This window comes from Pseudomonas sp. GM25 (assembly GCF_000282255.1).
Classification (GTDB): Bacteria; Pseudomonadota; Gammaproteobacteria; order Pseudomonadales; family Pseudomonadaceae; genus Aquipseudomonas; species Aquipseudomonas aphyarum.
The window spans coordinates 116,193-131,350 of sequence record NZ_AKJQ01000076.1 but is presented as its reverse complement, the minus strand read 5'-3'; the positions used below and the strand labels follow the sequence as shown (position 1 = coordinate 131,350).

Below are 15,158 nucleotides of genomic sequence, written 5' to 3'. Positions count from 1 at the left end.
ACTAAAACCCGCCCTGACCGATCATTCTCAGAACTTGTAACTGACCCGCGTGTACAGCGTGCGGCCAAACGGATCGCCGTATTTCGGGTCGTAACCGCTCTGGAACGTGTAGGTCTGGTTACTGAATGGCGGCTCGCGGTCGAACAGGTTTTTCACCCCAAGGGTCACTGCCAGGGTCTTGCGCCAGGTGTAGGTACCGGCCACGTCCCAGACGTTGTACGAACCGACGTAATCGTGAGTTTCACGATCCGAGTCGTGGTAACCGCTGGTGTAGCGGTTGGTCAGGCTCGCGCCGAGCGGGCCATAGTTCCAGCTGCCGGTCAGGCTGTGACGCCAGCGGGCCACGGCACCGGCCGAGGCAAAGTCGCCGCCGCGAAAATCGCCGAGCTTGTCGATGTAGTCGCCCTTGAGCTGCTGCTGATAGTCGTAACGGGTGACGTAAGTGCCTTGCAGGCCGATGCCGAAATCGCCGTACGGTGTACTCGGCAGGCGATAGTCGAAGCTCACGTCGACGCCGTTGGTCTTGATCTTGCCGAGGTTGGCCAGGCCGGTGACGATGTGATCGATGGAGCCATCAGGCTTGCGGATCAGGCGCTCCGGGTACAGCTCCGGGTTCTCGAACACCGCCGATTCAGGGAATTCGGCGATCTGGTTGGCGATGTCGATCCACCAGAAATCCAGACCGGTGGTCAGGCGATCGAATGGCTGATAAACGAAACCGAGGGTGACGTTGCGTGCGGTCTCCGGGCTCAGGTCCTGGTTACCGCCGGTCCGGTTATAGAACTGCTGAGCGCAGTCGCGGTTGGCAATCCCGCCATTGCTCGGGTTGCCACCGGCACACAGTCGCGGGTCGTTGTAGTTGGCCACGGTGAACGAGGTGAAGTTCGGGTTGTACAACTCGTACAGCGATGGCGCGCGGAAGCCTTCACTGTAGGCGCCACGCACCACCAGTTCCTTGAACGGCTGGAAGCGGAACGAGTATTTCGGGTTGGTGGTGCTGCCGAAATCGCTGTATTTGTCGTGGCGCACGGCGGCGGACAGTTCCAGGCTGTCGAGCACCGGCACGTTGACCTCGGCGTACTGCGCGGAGACGCTGCGATCCCCGGCGACGCTGGCATTGGGATCCACGCCCAGGCTCTGCACATCAGCCGCGAACTGGGCGAAATCCTGATGGAAGTCTTCCTTGCGGTACTCACCGCCCAGCGCCAAGGCCGAAGGCCCTGCACCGAACCAGTCGCCTATCTCGCGGCTGATGCGCCCGTCAATCGCTTTGACCCGGCCCACTGCCGTCGAGTAATCGCCGTCCACTCCGTTGGCTGCCAGTAATGCCGAACCGGCAGCCGTCTGCGGACCGAACGGGTTGATCACACCGTTGGCGATGCCCTGGCTGACGGCGCGGTCGTTCACGTAACCGCTGCGAATCGTGTTGACCACTTTGTTCTGGTTGTACGACGCGCCGAGGTTGTAATCCCACCCCACCAGCGTGCCGTCGAAGCTCAACAGCAGACGCTGACCGGTGTTGTCATCTTCATGCTGACGGGCACCGACCGCGGTTTCACGCCAGTTCACGTCCACCGGTTGCGTCGGGTCCAGAGCAAAACCGCTTGGGCCAGGCGTGATGCCATTACCGGGATAGAACGGGGTGCCGGGATTGACCTGATTGCCCATCAAAGTGCCGGGGCCGATCTGCGTCCGGTTCTCGTTGCGCGCCCAGAAGTATTCGAGGCTGACGTTGTGATCGTCCGACAGCTTGCCGGTGGCCTTGGCGAACGCCGAGGTCTTCTCGGTTTCCGGCACCAGATCGAGGTAGTTCCACAGGCTCTGGCGGCAGATCCCGTTGCGTGACAGCAGCCCCGGCGCATTGCAACCGGAACCGGCCAACGGGTTGGTGGCGTTGCTGCCCTGGCTCCAGTTGGCGGGCGATGCCGTACCGGAGGTGTAATCGAGACCGCGGCCCGGCTGGTAGTTGTAGGTGTAACCGCGGTCTTCGGCGGCCAGCCGTTGTTGCTTGTCGTAACTCACCACGCCGAAAACGTTGAAGCGATCATCCTGCAAATCACCAAAACCCCAACTGCCGCTGAAGTTGCGGCTTTCACCGCCACCGGAATGGGTCGGCGTGTCGTAATTGGTGCTGATCTGACCTTCGGTGAGGCTGGTCTTGGTGATGAAGTTGATCACCCCGCCGATGGCATCGGTGCCGTACAGCGCCGAGGCGCCGTCGCGCAGCACCTCCACCCGGTCGATAGCGGCGAACGGGATGGTGTTGAGATCGACGCCGGAGCCGTTGATCGCATTGGTCGCGTTGTTGCTCAGACGCCGACCGTTGAGCAGCACCAGGGTCTTGTCCGGGCCAATGCCACGCAAGTCCGCATAAGACGCGCCGCCGCTGGAAGAACCCACCGAACGCCCGGAGCCTACGGACGACTGGTTGGCAGAGATTCGACTGACCAGCTCTTCAGTCGTTGTCACACCTTGCTTCTGCAGTTCTTCCACCCGAAGGATGGTCACTGGTACGGCGGTTTCTGCATCGACCCGGCGGATCGCAGTACCGGTGACTTCGACCCGTTGCAACTGGGTGGTCGGTTCTGTAGCACTGCTGTCGGCGGCCATCGCCGGCAATGTGTTGATCGCCAGCAGCAAGGCCAGGCTCAACGGGGATTTAACGGGTGAAAAATGGATCATGAACAGCCATCCCTGCGTTTTGGTTTATGCAGGGATGTGCGATGGCGGATGCTGATTTATAGGGCGCGATTTAGACCGTTGGGTGCTGAGGTTATGCAAAACCGGCAAGTCGACTCATCAGGTCAAAACCGCTTCTTTGAGCAACCGGGTATCCAGCCCAAACCGTTCTTGGGAGACCATCCTGAATTGCCCCTCCGCCAAATCGCAGCTCACCAGCAAATTCCACGAATGCCGGGTTGCCGCCGACGGAATCAGCACAAACGGATGCTCGGCCAGTAAAGCGTCGGCGAACAATCGCTGATTGGGTGACGGCCGTGCAGGGCTCAACCAGTAAGGGTTCGGCACTTCTTCGGGCTGCACGATTTTCACCTTCGCGTCGCTGATGACCTCAAAACATGTCAATACATAAGGCTCGCGGTCCAAGGCATCAAAACTGTGGTTGGCTGCCACCTCCAGAATGGCCGAGGACGGATCGACTGACGCGTAGACGACGCGTCGTCCGGGCCTATTCCATCGGCCGCCATTCAGCTTTGAACCAATCCCCTTGTCCCAGGTACCGCCATAAACCTCGCGATCCAGCCGCCACGCATACCAATGCTCGTCCCACGGCAAGGGGTTCATGGGTAAACCCCGTAGATAAGCTGCTGCAAATACTGCTCGACCATCTGAAAACCCAATGGATGCAGGGTCAATCCCAGCGGCACATGACCGTAAAAATAGGTAGAGGGTTTCTGCAGCCAGTCCTCCGCCCGTGGTTGCCCCCCGAAGGCCCGAATGGCTAACTCCAGCACCAATGCATATTGGTAGGCGATGACACTCTGCTGCGGGTCAAGCCGTACCGGTTTGCCTTCCTTCAGCAGCCGCCTTACCGTTCTGACCGACTTGCCAGTGATGAGTTTGACCATGTCGCCTTGCTGGTAAAGCTCGGAGGTTGAAAGCATGTCGACGACGTCGTTCAGCTCGAAACCTTCATCGGTAAGCTGAACAATCAGCAGGGCGTCATCACCGATGTTCCGGCCATGCACGAGCAATTCGACCGGCTTGCCCTCGATCTTCTTCAAACCCGCCAACCGGGGTACTTTTGCGCTGGGCAAGGCGACATCCTCCATGGGGCACCTGGCACGATCATCGCGCCACTGATGGCGAGCGGAATAAGCAGGCGTTTCGTATTCGAGGTGTGCAGTTCGCATGATCAATCCATTATCAGAGGCCTGAGTGATCAGGCCGTTAACGACTTCAATGTCATCGCCGATGCTATAGATCACGCTTCCGACGGCCAACCTTAAAAAGTCGTCGGAAATATCCCCGTTTTTACCCAAAGTCCGGCAACTTCCGTAGGACGCTGCCGGGCGTCATTCCGTCCTCAACTGCCGAAGTGATAACTCACATCCAGCCACCACTGGCGCCCGTACGGGTCGTAGTTGCCGGTCGGGTAATACGGCCAGCCCGCCGAATCGTCATGCTTGACCTGGTTGAGCACATTGTTCACGGTCAGCCCGACACTCGCCCGGTCATTGAGCTTGTACCGTGCACTGGCGTTGAACACCGTCCACGGCGACAGACGCCCGTCGCCCGCGCCGTTAGTGACCGAGCCGTAACGAATCCCCATCAGCGTCGCCGTGGCCTTCTGGTAATCCCAGGTCAGGCTGGCGTTGACCTTGCTGCGCCAGTCGTAATTGGTGCGCGAGGTGCGCCAGTCCTGGGTCGGGGCTTCGTCCGATTCCTTGTAGTAATGCGAGAGCACCAGGGTGTAGCCCAGCGTCGAACTGAACGCGCCGTACTGCCCGGCGCCCCAGCGAATATTGCTCTTGAAGTCCAGGCCGCTGACTCGCTCGCTGGCGGCGTTGATCGCGTTTACCCGCACCCGCTGCAACTGATTGGGATCGACGGCGGCGTTGCCGGGATTGCGATCGACGCGCGCCAGGGTCGACTGGCAGTTGGCCGAATTGATGTCCTGGGTGCCATTGCGGCATTCGTTCTCTTGCTGCAGCAGACGGTTTTCGTCGACGGTGGTCAGCAGGTCATCGATCTCCACCCGCCAGAAATCGGTGGAGAAATCGAAATTGCGCGACGGCGACCAGACGAAACCGTAGGTCCAGGATTTGCCGCGTTCGGATTCCAGATCCGCCGTGCCGCTCTGGGTGTAATCGACCCGCCCACGGTCACAGGCGCCCTCCACGCCCTGGCTGCAACCGTAATAGTCGATCTGCGCCGGGTAGTAGCCGTTGCTGTCGGACTGATAGATGTAGTTCAGGTCCGGGGCGCGGAAACTGGTGCCGTAGCTGCCGCGCACCAGCAGGCTGTTCACCGGCCGCCATTCCAGGCCGAGGTTGTAGGTTTTCTGTTGCTCGGTGCGGCCGCTGAACTTGTATTGGTCCCAGCGACCCGCCGCTGTCGCCAGCACCGTGTCGGTGACCGGAATGCTGAACTCGCCGCCCGCCGCATAACGCTTGCGCGAACCGCCGGAGCTTTGCGCCGGGGTCACGCCGTAGAAACTGCCGTCGTTGAGGCTGTCATCCGGGTCGATGCGATACTCCTGCTTGCCCGCCTCGAGCACGCCGGCGAATCCCACCGGGCCGGCCGGCAGGTCAAACAAATCGCCGTTGACCGAAGCGTTGTAACTGGTCGACACCGACTTGCTGCTCTGCGTCAGGTTGCCGCGAAACTGCTCCCACTCCTGCGGCGTCAGTGGCCGGTCGAGGCGCGAGGCATCCGGCGCGAACACCGGATAACCGTCGCGGGTGCCCAGTTGCGGGCCGAGGTAAAAATCCTGGATCGACGACAGCGGCGTGTAACGCGTGGTGCGCACGCTCTTGTATTCAGACCGGTTGGCCGCCAGTTCATAGTTCCATCCGGTGTCGGCAATTTTATCCGAGAGGCCCAGGGTCCCGGTCCATGAGGTATCGCGCCACTTGCTGTTGTTGCTGGTGCGCCCGCCGATTTCCTCTTCACCGAAGCGCCGGTACCAGCGCTCCAGATTGCCGCTGTTCTGGTTGATGAAATCCGGCGAGGTGAAGCTCGGGCCGCGTGTGTTGTTCTGGATGTGATCGAGGCCGTACATCAGATCGGCGAAGACCTGGCCGCTGTCGCTGAAATGCCAGGTGCCACGGGTGTAGCCGTCGTAGTTTTCCTTCTGGGTCTGCACCGTCCAGTAATCGTTGTACATCTGATCGGTGCGGCAACGTCCGCCGCTGTTGAACAGCTTGTTGTCGAACGTGCCCTGATAGGCGCCACAGCCGGGCCCCAGATAGCGGTTGTTGGTCAGGTCGCGACGGTAGCCGACATCCGCCAGCGGTCCGCTCTGCATGAAGCCGCGATCATCGGCCCAGATCGGATCGCGGTTGGTCAGTTCAAGTCCGAACAAACCGTCAAAGTCGCCCCAACTGCCGCCGCCACTGATCTGCAAGCGCTGGTTGTCACCGCCGCCGCGCTCGCTGGTGCCGCCCTTGAGGTTGACGTCGACGCCATTCATTTTGTCCTTGAGGATGATGTTCACCACCCCGGCAATCGCATCCGAACCGTAGATCGCCGAGGCGCCGCTGCTGAGCACTTCGATGCGGTCGATGATCGCCGACGGAATGTTCGCAAGGTTGGTGAAGTTGACCTTGCCGTCGTACGGCGTCGGGTAATCGGCGACCCGCCGGCCGTTGATCAGCACCAGCGTGTGGTTGGGGCCAAGGCCGCGCAGGTTGAGCGCGCTGGCCGCCGGTTGCCAGGTATTGCCGTAGTCTTCGCCCTGGGTCATGCCGGTGTTCTGGGTTTGCGTGGCGAGGGCGTCGTAGACGTTCTTGTAGCCGCGCGCTTCCATTTCTTCGTGGGTGATGACGCTGACCGGCGTCGCACCATCGCTCTGCGCACGGGCGATCCGCGAGCCGGTGACCGTGACTTTTTCCATGCGGTAATCGGCGCTGGTGGCGGGTGCCACGGCAGCGGCCTTGACCGGCGCGGTGCTTGGCGCATCGGCCGGGCGAATGCTCAGGCCCTGGCTGCCCTGCTCGACTTGCAGGCCGCTGCCGATCAGGGCTTTCTCCACCGCCTGACGGCCACCCAATGCGCCGCGCACCGCACTGCTGCGCTTGCCCTGAACCAGATTCTGGCTGAAGGAAATCGGCACGCCGGTCTGGCGCGAGATGTCCAGCAGCACCTCGTCGAGGGCCCCCGCGGCAATGTCGAAGGTAAAGACCTGAGTGGCAGCGTCTTGTGCCAGAACGGTGGTCGGGACAATGCCCGCCGCCAGCACGATGGCCAGCGTCAGGCGGGACAATTGTTGTTGTTTGAATGAGAACATCGAGGGGCTTCCCTGTTGAAGGCGTCTGCAGGGAATGAGCAGCGGGCCGGCGCTTTTTATAGGGGGACGGATAGACCAGGAAGTTATGGATTTATAACCGTGCTTCGATGCTCACCCAGTACGGGTTGTGCCAGGTGACACGGATGGGTAGCGAACGCTCCAGCAGTTGCAAAGTGCGGTCGCTGTCGTCCAGCGGATAGAGACCGCTGAGGCGCAAACCGGCGACCTCGGGGCTCAGGTGCAGGATGCCGCGACGGTAGCTGCGCAGGCTGTCGATGACTTCGCTCAAAGGCCGATCGCGCACTTCAAGCCGCCCTTGCACCCAGGCGCTTTCCTGCCCTTTGCTGCGTTCCAGCGCGAGGATTTCCTGCCTGTTGAACAGCAGACTTTCGCCCGCCTCCACCACTTGCCGCGCGCCGCTGGCGGTGACCACTTCGACCTGCGAATGCAGCATCACCAGCCGCGTCGAATCCTCACCGCGCTGCACCAGGAATTTGGTCCCGAGCGCACGCATCCGCCCATGCTCGGTTTCGACCACAAACGGCCGGGCCAGATTTTTCGCCACATCGATCAGCAGCTCGCCGCTGCGCAAGTCCAGCAAACGTTCGAGATTGTTGAAGCGCGGCACCACGCGGCTGCGGGCATTCAACGTAAGGGCGCTGCCATCCTCCAGCGTGAATTCCCGACGCTCGCCGGTACCGGTCGACAACTCGCCGGCCTCGGGCAGCCAGCCATAACGTCGACCGAGCAAACCGGCCAGCACCGCGATCCCGAGCACACTCAAACTGCCGCTGAGGAATCGACGGCGACTGGACGGCGCATTCAGGCTGTGCAGCACACTCTCGCGCGGCAACCCGCGCAGGTTCGAATGGCGCAGCAGGTTCAGCCCGCCACCCATTTGCTCGATGATCTGCTGATGCCGTGGATCCGCCGTGCGCCAGGCGTCGAAGGCAGCGCGCTCCTGCAAGCTGACGTGTCCTGATTGCAGCAGCGCCATCCATTGCGCGGCTTCGTCGATCAGCGTTTCGTCCGGCCTCATGCCTGCATCGCCAGATAGCAACGCTTGAACGCCTCGACCATGTATTGCTGCACGCGGCTGGTGGACACGCCGAGGCGTTCGCCGATTTCGCTGTAGGTCAGACCGTCGAGCTGGTGATAGAGAAACGCAGCCTTGGCCTTGGCGGACAAGCCATTGAGCAAGCGATCCACCGCCAGCAACGTTTCGATCACCAATACCCGTTCCTCGGGTGACGGGTGCACCGGCTCCGGCGCCAAGGCAAGGCTTTGCAGATAGGCGCGCTCCAGATCCTGCCGGCGCCAGCCTTCATAGACCAGCCGCCGGGCAATCGTGGTCAACAGCGCGCGGGGTTCGCGAATCGCCAGCGGATCGGGCAGTGCCAAGACCCGAAGAAAAGTTTCCGAAGCAATGTCCTGTGCACTGTGCGGGCAGCCGAGGGTACGGCTGACCGCTGCGCAGAGCCATCGGTAGTCCTTTTGGAACATTTGCCCGATGACCTGGTAATGCGGGTTGTGACTCCCCATGCCTTACTCCCTGAAAACGGGCTCCACCCGCTGCGAAAATCCATGGATACGCCGGGATCTTCCGGCGGTGATCAGGGGTGCGACTGTGCAATAGCGCCTGAGACATTTGAAGTAATAAAAAATCAGGATCATCAAACCTTTGAGAATAAGGCACGTCGTCGCCACGGCAACATTGGCTGACACAACGTTGATCTCGATCAGTGGCGCCAGCCACGCCAGTCTCTAACCTTGCGCCTCCATCGATAGCCACGGACGGCTCACCGGGAGCCTGCGGCTGACCTTTCAAGGAAGAGCAATCATGCGATCACTCAACATCATTCTTCTGTCGTCGGCGTTCAACGGCCTGACCCAGCGCGCGTGGCTGGAACTGCGTCAGGCCGGGCACTCACCCAGCGTGGTGCTGTTCACCGATGAAGCCGCCGTATGCGAACAGATCGAAAACAGCGGCGCTGATCTGGTGATCTGCCCGTTCCTCAAGGATCGCGTGCCCCACGCGCTGTGGAGCAATCAGCAGCGTCCGGTGGTGATTATTCACCCCGGCATCGTCGGCGATCGCGGTGCCAGCGCACTGGACTGGGCGATCATGCGCGAGCTGCCGTCCTGGGGCGTGACCGCCCTGCAAGCGGTAGAGGAAATGGACGCCGGCCCGGTCTGGGCCACCTGCGAATTCAACCTGCCGACCGGCCTGCGCAAATCCGAGCTGTACAACGGCCGGGGCAGCGACGCGGCGATCCGTTGCATCCGCGAAGTGGTGGAGAAATTCATCGAAGGCTTCGTGCCGGTCGCGCTGGATTACAACGATCCGAAAGTGCGCGGGCGATTGCAGCCGAACATGAAGCAGGACGACCGCACCTTCAGCTGGCACGACTGCTCGCGCTTCATCAAACGCTGCATCGACGCGGCGGACGGTCAGCCCGGCGTACTCGCCAGCCTCGCTGGCGGGCAGTATTACGTGTACGACGCGCACCTCGATCAGCGCACCGGCATGCCCGGCGAGATTCTCGCGGTGCATGACGACGCGGTGTTGGTGGCGACCGGTGATCACAGCCTGTGGATCGGCTCGCTGCGGCGCAAACCGCAACTGGGCGAAGAAACCTTCAAACGTCCGGCGCGGCATGTGCTGGCCGGGCAGTTGTCTGGCGTGCCGGTGCTGGACTGGTCGATTGCCAACGCGCCGTTCAGCGACGAGACGTATCAGCCGATCCGGTATCGCGAGTCCGGCCAGGTCGGCGAGCTGACGCTGGAGTTCTACAACGGCGCCATGAGCACCGAGCAATGCCGGCGCATGGTCGAGGCCCTGCGCTGGGCCAAATCCCGCGACACTCAGGTGCTGTTGATCAAGGGCGGTCGCGGCAGTTTTTCCAACGGCGTACACCTGAACGTGATTCAGGCTGCCGAAGATCCGGGCGCCGAAGCCTGGGCCAATATCCAGGCCATCGATGATGTGTGCGAAGAATTGCTCAGCGCACGGCAACTGGTGGTCAGCGGGGTTACCGGCAATGCTGGCGCCGGTGGCGTGATGCTCGCTCTGGCGGCTGACATCGTGTTTGCCCGCGCCGATATCGTGCTCAATCCGCACTACAAGAGCATGGGGCTGTACGGCTCGGAATACTGGACTTACAGCCTGCCCCGCGCCGTGGGCCCGGCCATGGCGGAACAACTGACCCAAGCCTGTCTGCCGGTCAGCGCTGCACAGGCGCTGCAACTGGGCATGGTCCAGGAAATCGGCCCGCGCTGCCCGGACGAGTTTTCGCTGTGGCTGCTGCAACGGGCCAACAGTGTGCTGAGCGATCCGACTTATGCGGCGGTGCGGGAGCGCAAGTTGCGGGTCGATCATGTGTTGATTCGTCAGTGTCGCGAGGCGGAGTTGCAGGAGATGCAGGAAGACATGCTGTACAACCGCAATCAGTTTGCCGAGAAGTGCCGGAGTTTTGTTTACAAGCGCAAGACTTGCTGCACGCCGGCGCGGTTGGTGGAGGATTGGGCTCGGGTGCGTGAAGTCGAAGTGGCTGACTGAACAATGACGCGGTCCCGGGGCTGCCCGTACAATGCGCGCACCTCAACCACCGGCCCGCCCATGGACATCGACCTCGCCCGCACCTTTCTGGAAATCGTCCGTCACGGCAGCCTCGCCGCGGCGGCGGAAAAGCTGTTCGTCACGCAAACGGCAATCACCGCCCGGGTCCAGAAACTCGAAAGCCAGTTGGGCAGCACGCTGTTCGTGCGCAATCGTGCCGGTGCGCGGCTGACCGCCAACGGCGAGGCCTTCGTGGTCTACGCCAATCAGCTGGTGCAGACCTGGGAAGCGGCGCGCCGCGATCTGCCCTTGCCCGAGGGTTATCACAATGTGCTGCACATCGGTGGCGAGGTCAGTCTGTGCAACCCGTTGATGCTCAGTTGGGCTGCCGAGCTGCGGGAGAAAATCCCCGGCCACGCGTTGCGCATGGAAATCCGCGACGGCGAAAACCTGCTGCGTCAGCTCGAACTAGGCGTACTCGATGCAGCGCTGGTCTATCAACCGGAATACTGGCCGGGGCTGCAGGTCGAGCAGGTGCTGGAAGAGAAACTGATTCTGGTGACCACGCCCGGCCGCCCTGCCCCCTACGTGTACATCGACTGGGGCCCGGACTTCCGCCGCCAGCACGACGCCGCTCTGCCGGAAAAGGCCAAGGCTGCCCTGAGTTTCAACCTCGGCCCGCTGGCCCTGCAATACATCCTCGAGAACGGCGGCAGCGGCTATTTCCGGACCCGGGTCGTGCGCACCTACCTGGAAAGCGGCGCGCTGGAACCGGTGACCAAAGCCCCGGAATTCGGCTATCCGACCTACCTCGTCTATTCCCGCGACCGCGACTCGGCGATCCTGCAACAGGCGTTCGATCTGCTGCGCGAAGTGATCAAGGCCGATGACGACTGGTCGCAGCGCTGGAACCCGTTGAGCTGACGGCCGCTTTACACCGGAGCATGGCACTTGTGACCTGAAGGTTGCCCCTGCACAAACGGCGGGATCGGCTACTCTGCCGGGATAACGACAATATCCGCAGGTGACCGCAGTGAGGCAGACCACCGAGGCATTTCGCAGCCGCTACCGTGCGGCGATCCATCCCCGCTACAACCCGTGGCTGCACGGCGCGTTCGTGCTGCTGTTCGGCGTGCTGGCCATCGGCACGTTCTGGAGTAGCGTGCACCAGGTGCGGCCGCTGGAATGGCTGACCGTGCCGCTGACCCTGCTGTTCTTCAATTTCGGCGTGTACATGGTGCACCGCCACCTCGGCCATCATAAAAAGAGCTTCGCGCGGATGTTCTACGCCCGGCATGCCGGCGATCATCACAGCTTCTTCACCCCCGGCCACATGACCTACGACGGCGCCCGCGACTGGCGGGTGATCCTGTTTCCCGCCTGGCTGATCGTGCTGCACACGCTGGCGATCACCCTGCCCCTGTGGTGGCTGTTCGCGCAGGTCAACAGCAACGTTGCCGGACTTTTCGGCGCCTGCATGGTGTTCGGTTACCTGACCTATGAAGTGTTTCACGCCTGCGAGCATCTGCCGCCGCAGAACCCGCTGACCCGCCTGCCGTGGATCCGCCAGATGCGCCGTCTGCATGAGCTGCATCACCGTCGCGAGCGCATGCAGGAGCGCAATTTCAATATCGTTTTTCCGCTGATGGACTACCTGTTCGGCACCCTCTACTGGGAGCCGGAAACCGCCCCTCTCACCGATTCGAGAACGCCTATGACCCGCATGCAGCACACAGTCGACATCGTCGGTGATCCGATCGCCGTCCTCGCCTACGCCGCCACCGTCAGTCGCTGGCCGGAGTGGCACCCGTCTTCGCTGAAGATCGACGGCCCTAGCGGCGCGTTACATGCCGGTGCGCGATTCGACGAGGACATCCACGCCGGTGGGCGCGAGGGGCATTTGCGCTGGGAAGTCACCGAATACCTGCCCGGTCGACGCTGGTGCGCGCGGGCCCAGGGTGATCAGGGTCTTTCGTTGCTGCTGACCTACGAATGCTCGGCGCAAAACGATGCCACGCGGTTCGTGCGCACCCTCGATTACCAGTTCGAAGGCATCGGCCTGCGCATCGCCAACCACCTGCTGCTCAAGCGTCGCATCGATCGCGAATCGGCGGCTTCGATGCTGGCCCTGCGTGACATGGCGACCCGGCACCTGGCACTCGCGGGAGCCCACGTGTGAGATGGCGTTATCTGCTGTTGCTGCTGATTATCGGGGTTCTGGCCTTTCTGCTGTTGATGCCGACCAAGGTCAACCCCGTCGCCTGGACGCCGCAACCGGCGCCCTCGCTGACCGAAGGCCAATTCGCTGACAATCAGCGACTCAAGAGCGCGGCGCAAGTCGGCCCGAGCGACATCGAAGGCCCGGAAGCGCTGCTGCTGGAAAACGACTTTCTAATCACCGGGCTGCACGACGGACGCCTGCTGCGCACCAGCCTCGACGGTCAGCAACGCAAGGTGCTGGCAGATACCGGCGGCCGGCCGCTGGGGCTGGCGCGGCATCCCAACGGTTTGCTGGTGATCGCCGACGGGGTCAAGGGTTTGCTGTCGCTCGATGCGCAGGGTCGGCTGGTGGCGCTGACCACCGAAGCCAATGGCTTGCCGTTCGGGTTTACCGATGACGTGGCCATCGACAAGTCCGGGCATTACGCCTACTTCAGCGATGCCTCGAGTCGCTGGGGTTACGGCCACGATGGCGAAGCGATCATCGAGCACGGCGGCGACGGACGCCTGCTGCGTTATGACTTCCAGACCGGCAAGACCGTCGTGCTGCTCGACAAACTGGAATTCGCCAACGGCGTGACACTCGGCCCCGATGACGCCTATGTGCTGGTCAACGAAACCGGCGCCTATCGCATCAGCCGCTATTGGCTGACCGGGCCCAAGGCCGGCACCCACGATCTGTTCATCGATAACCTGCCGGGGCTGCCGGACAACCTCGCGTTCAATGGCCGGGACCGTTTCTGGGTGGCGCTGTACACGCCGCGCAATTCGCTGCTGGATCGCACCGCTGAACACCCGTTCGTACGCAAGATGATCGTCCGGGCGATGACCGTCGTGCCCAAACCGGTGGAGAAGCGCGGGTTCGTGCTGGGGCTGGATCTGGAGGGCAAGGTGATTGCCAATCTGCAGGACGCCAGCGCCGGCAATTACTCGCCGATCACCACGGTTCGCGAATATGGCGAGTGGTTGTATTTCGGCTCGCTGAAGGCCACGCACATGGCGCGGATGCCGCTGGAGGCAGCCTTGAAGTGAGGCGATGGCGGGCCATCAGTTACTGGACCGATCGAACTTGTCCGGATCCTCATCCTCCGGCACTTCCTCGCTCTTGCGTTCCTCTTCAGGATTACGGACGGTGTGCGCCGGGCTATTGGGCTCGGGATGCGTGGGAACCGGGTCGAATGCACCCTGCTCTTCACTGGGGAATTTAGGATCTTTCATAAGGCACCTCGCTGAGAGTCGCTATGTGAAGACTCTGAACATTCGAGGTGCCGTTCGGGGCTGTCGTTCCAGTCGTTTCACCACCGAAGGCCGGTGGCGCGACTGACGGTCAGGTTCGGGCCTGCAACTGCTCGACGATCTTGTCTTTGACCTGCAGGCGTTTCTCTTTGAGTTTCTTCAGGGTGTCGTCGCTGGGTGCATCCGAGGTCGCCGTCTCGGCCTTGACGACTTCGGCGTCCGCCTGGGAATACTTGTTGATCAGTGCATCCAGATGTGGATCCGCGGTGCGTCGTTGCTGGATCTCTTCCTTCGTAAGTTTCAAGTCCTGTAACAAATCATGAGTCACCGGCATGGAACACCTCCGTCAGTTGATCGGCAGCCAACGCGACCGATTGCGCTGGCCAAGTATCAGAATGGCCTCGGTTGACCGGTTCTGTCGACCACCTGTCAGACCAGCGGTGCCCGTTCGTCGCCCTGTCGCAAACCCGATAAAACCTTCGTCCGCGCTCGTCCCTCCATTGAATAACGCTCACAAAAACCTGCGTGGAGAAACACCAATGGACGGATTCAAACTGCGTCATCTTTTTCTGGCCGTTGCGTTGAGCACCGGCATGGGCTCGGCCTTCGCCGCCACCGACAATGATTTTGTCGACAACGCCGCGGCCGGCGGCATCGCCGAGATCGAAACCAGTCGCCTGGCGCTGGAAAAAAGCCAGTCCGCCGACATCAAGGCTTTCGCCAACATGATGATCACCGACCACGGCAAGGCCAACGACGAACTGGCGACGATTGCCAAGGCCAACGACATCGAAGTGCCGGACACCACGACGCTGGTCAAACAGGCCAAGGAGAAAATCCTCGACATGCGCGATGAATCGTTTGATGCGGCCTACGCCAACAATCAGGTCAAGGCCCACGAAGAAGCCATCAAACTGTTCGAGAAACAGGCCAACACCGTGACCGACGACAAGGTCAAGGGCGCCACTGAGCTCAAGGGCTTTGCCCAGAAAATGCTTCCGGGGCTGCAAAAACACCTGGCCGCCGCCAAGGAATTGCAGGCCAAACACCCGAGCAAGTAACCGCAACACACCTCAAGAGGCCGCCTCCATTGGACGCGGCCTCTTTTTTTGACCCGTTGTTTTGCGCGAAAGATCAGCGCCGCCAGCCATGGCGACTAGAGTTATCGGTGCG

Annotated in this window: 13 protein-coding genes; 5 read left to right on the top strand and 8 right to left on the bottom strand. The window is 61.7% G+C overall.

What is annotated here, in order from left to right:
- Positions 1-27: 27 nt before the first annotated feature.
- The 6 genes from PMI24_RS26255 to PMI24_RS26230 form a co-directional block, all read right to left on the bottom strand.
- Positions 28-2,682, bottom strand: a complete 2,655-nt coding sequence (locus PMI24_RS26255) for a TonB-dependent receptor (protein WP_007959497.1) — start codon at positions 2,680-2,682, stop codon at positions 28-30.
- Positions 2,683-2,799: 117 nt separating this feature from the next.
- The gene (locus PMI24_RS26250) at positions 2,800-3,303 is read right to left on the bottom strand and encodes an RES family NAD+ phosphorylase (RefSeq protein ID WP_007959496.1); all 504 of its coding nucleotides are present in this window, start codon (positions 3,301-3,303) and stop codon (positions 2,800-2,802) included.
- Positions 3,300-4,001, bottom strand: a complete 702-nt coding sequence (locus tag PMI24_RS26245) for an antitoxin Xre/MbcA/ParS toxin-binding domain-containing protein (RefSeq protein WP_431768356.1) — start codon at positions 3,999-4,001, stop codon at positions 3,300-3,302. Before PMI24_RS26245 ends, PMI24_RS26250 begins: the two co-directional genes overlap by 4 nt.
- 44 nt (positions 4,002-4,045) lie before the next feature.
- Positions 4,046-6,970: a TonB-dependent receptor gene (locus PMI24_RS26240; RefSeq protein ID WP_007959494.1), complete on the bottom strand. Its 2,925-nt coding sequence runs from the start codon at positions 6,968-6,970 to the stop codon at positions 4,046-4,048.
- 91 nt (positions 6,971-7,061) lie between these two features.
- A complete protein-coding gene (locus PMI24_RS26235) occupies positions 7,062-8,009 on the bottom strand; it encodes a FecR domain-containing protein (RefSeq protein ID WP_007959488.1) in 948 nt (315 codons plus the stop codon).
- A complete protein-coding gene (locus PMI24_RS26230; RefSeq protein WP_007959486.1) occupies positions 8,006-8,512 on the bottom strand; it encodes a sigma-70 family RNA polymerase sigma factor in 507 nt (168 codons plus the stop codon). Before PMI24_RS26230 ends, PMI24_RS26235 begins: the two co-directional genes overlap by 4 nt.
- Positions 8,513-8,810: 298 nt before the next feature.
- Here PMI24_RS26230 and PMI24_RS26225 point away from each other — a divergent pair, with 298 nt between their 5' ends.
- The 4 genes from PMI24_RS26225 (at position 8,811) to PMI24_RS26210 (ending at position 13,781) form a co-directional block, all read left to right on the top strand.
- Complete coding sequence (locus PMI24_RS26225) at positions 8,811-10,529, top strand: hydrogenase maturation protein (protein WP_007959474.1); 1,719 nt, start codon at positions 8,811-8,813, stop codon at positions 10,527-10,529.
- Between the two features lie 60 nt (positions 10,530-10,589).
- A complete protein-coding gene (locus PMI24_RS26220; RefSeq protein ID WP_007959472.1) occupies positions 10,590-11,453 on the top strand; it encodes a LysR family transcriptional regulator in 864 nt (287 codons plus the stop codon).
- Between the two features lie 109 nt (positions 11,454-11,562).
- Complete coding sequence (locus PMI24_RS26215; protein WP_007959469.1) at positions 11,563-12,708, top strand: sterol desaturase family protein; 1,146 nt, start codon at positions 11,563-11,565, stop codon at positions 12,706-12,708.
- Positions 12,705-13,781, top strand: coding sequence for an SMP-30/gluconolactonase/LRE family protein (locus PMI24_RS26210; RefSeq protein ID WP_007959468.1), 1,077 nt, complete (start codon positions 12,705-12,707; stop codon positions 13,779-13,781). The genes PMI24_RS26215 and PMI24_RS26210 overlap by 4 nt, the downstream gene beginning before the upstream one ends.
- Positions 13,782-13,796: 15 nt before the next feature.
- On the opposite strand, the gene PMI24_RS29405 is transcribed toward PMI24_RS26210, so the two are convergent.
- Both PMI24_RS29405 and PMI24_RS26205 read right to left on the bottom strand, forming a co-directional pair.
- Positions 13,797-13,967: a hypothetical protein gene (locus PMI24_RS29405; RefSeq protein ID WP_007959467.1), complete on the bottom strand. Its 171-nt coding sequence runs from the start codon at positions 13,965-13,967 to the stop codon at positions 13,797-13,799.
- A gap of 109 nt (positions 13,968-14,076) precedes the next feature.
- Positions 14,077-14,319 carry a YdcH family protein gene (locus PMI24_RS26205; RefSeq protein ID WP_007959466.1) on the bottom strand — a complete coding sequence of 81 codons (243 nt, stop codon included), beginning with the start codon at positions 14,317-14,319 and terminating at the stop codon, positions 14,077-14,079.
- Between the two features lie 205 nt (positions 14,320-14,524).
- On the opposite strand from PMI24_RS26205, the gene PMI24_RS26200 reads away from it, so the two are divergent.
- Entirely contained in the window at positions 14,525-15,046 is a 522-nt protein-coding gene (locus PMI24_RS26200; RefSeq protein ID WP_007959465.1) for a DUF4142 domain-containing protein, read from the top strand.
- Positions 15,047-15,158: the final 112 nt, after the last annotated feature.

What these genes read in the sequence shown, in the direction of transcription:
- PMI24_RS26255 (WP_007959497.1), bottom strand. Translation starts at nt 2,682, where the DNA reads ATGATCCATTTTTCACCCGTTAAATCCCCGTTGAGCCTGGCCTTGCTG.
- PMI24_RS26250 (WP_007959496.1), bottom strand. Translation starts at nt 3,303, where the DNA reads ATGAACCCCTTGCCGTGGGACGAGCATTGGTATGCGTGGCGGCTGGAT.
- PMI24_RS26240 (WP_007959494.1), bottom strand. Translation starts at nt 6,970, where the DNA reads ATGTTCTCATTCAAACAACAACAATTGTCCCGCCTGACGCTGGCCATC.
- PMI24_RS26235 (WP_007959488.1), bottom strand. Translation starts at nt 8,009, where the DNA reads ATGAGGCCGGACGAAACGCTGATCGACGAAGCCGCGCAATGGATGGCG.
- PMI24_RS26230 (WP_007959486.1), bottom strand. Translation starts at nt 8,512, where the DNA reads ATGGGGAGTCACAACCCGCATTACCAGGTCATCGGGCAAATGTTCCAA.
- PMI24_RS26225 (WP_007959474.1), top strand. Translation starts at nt 8,811, where the DNA reads ATGCGATCACTCAACATCATTCTTCTGTCGTCGGCGTTCAACGGCCTG.
- PMI24_RS26220 (WP_007959472.1), top strand. Translation starts at nt 10,590, where the DNA reads ATGGACATCGACCTCGCCCGCACCTTTCTGGAAATCGTCCGTCACGGC.
- PMI24_RS29405 (WP_007959467.1), bottom strand. Translation starts at nt 13,967, where the DNA reads ATGAAAGATCCTAAATTCCCCAGTGAAGAGCAGGGTGCATTCGACCCG.
- PMI24_RS26205 (WP_007959466.1), bottom strand. Translation starts at nt 14,319, where the DNA reads ATGCCGGTGACTCATGATTTGTTACAGGACTTGAAACTTACGAAGGAA.
- PMI24_RS26200 (WP_007959465.1), top strand. Translation starts at nt 14,525, where the DNA reads ATGGACGGATTCAAACTGCGTCATCTTTTTCTGGCCGTTGCGTTGAGC.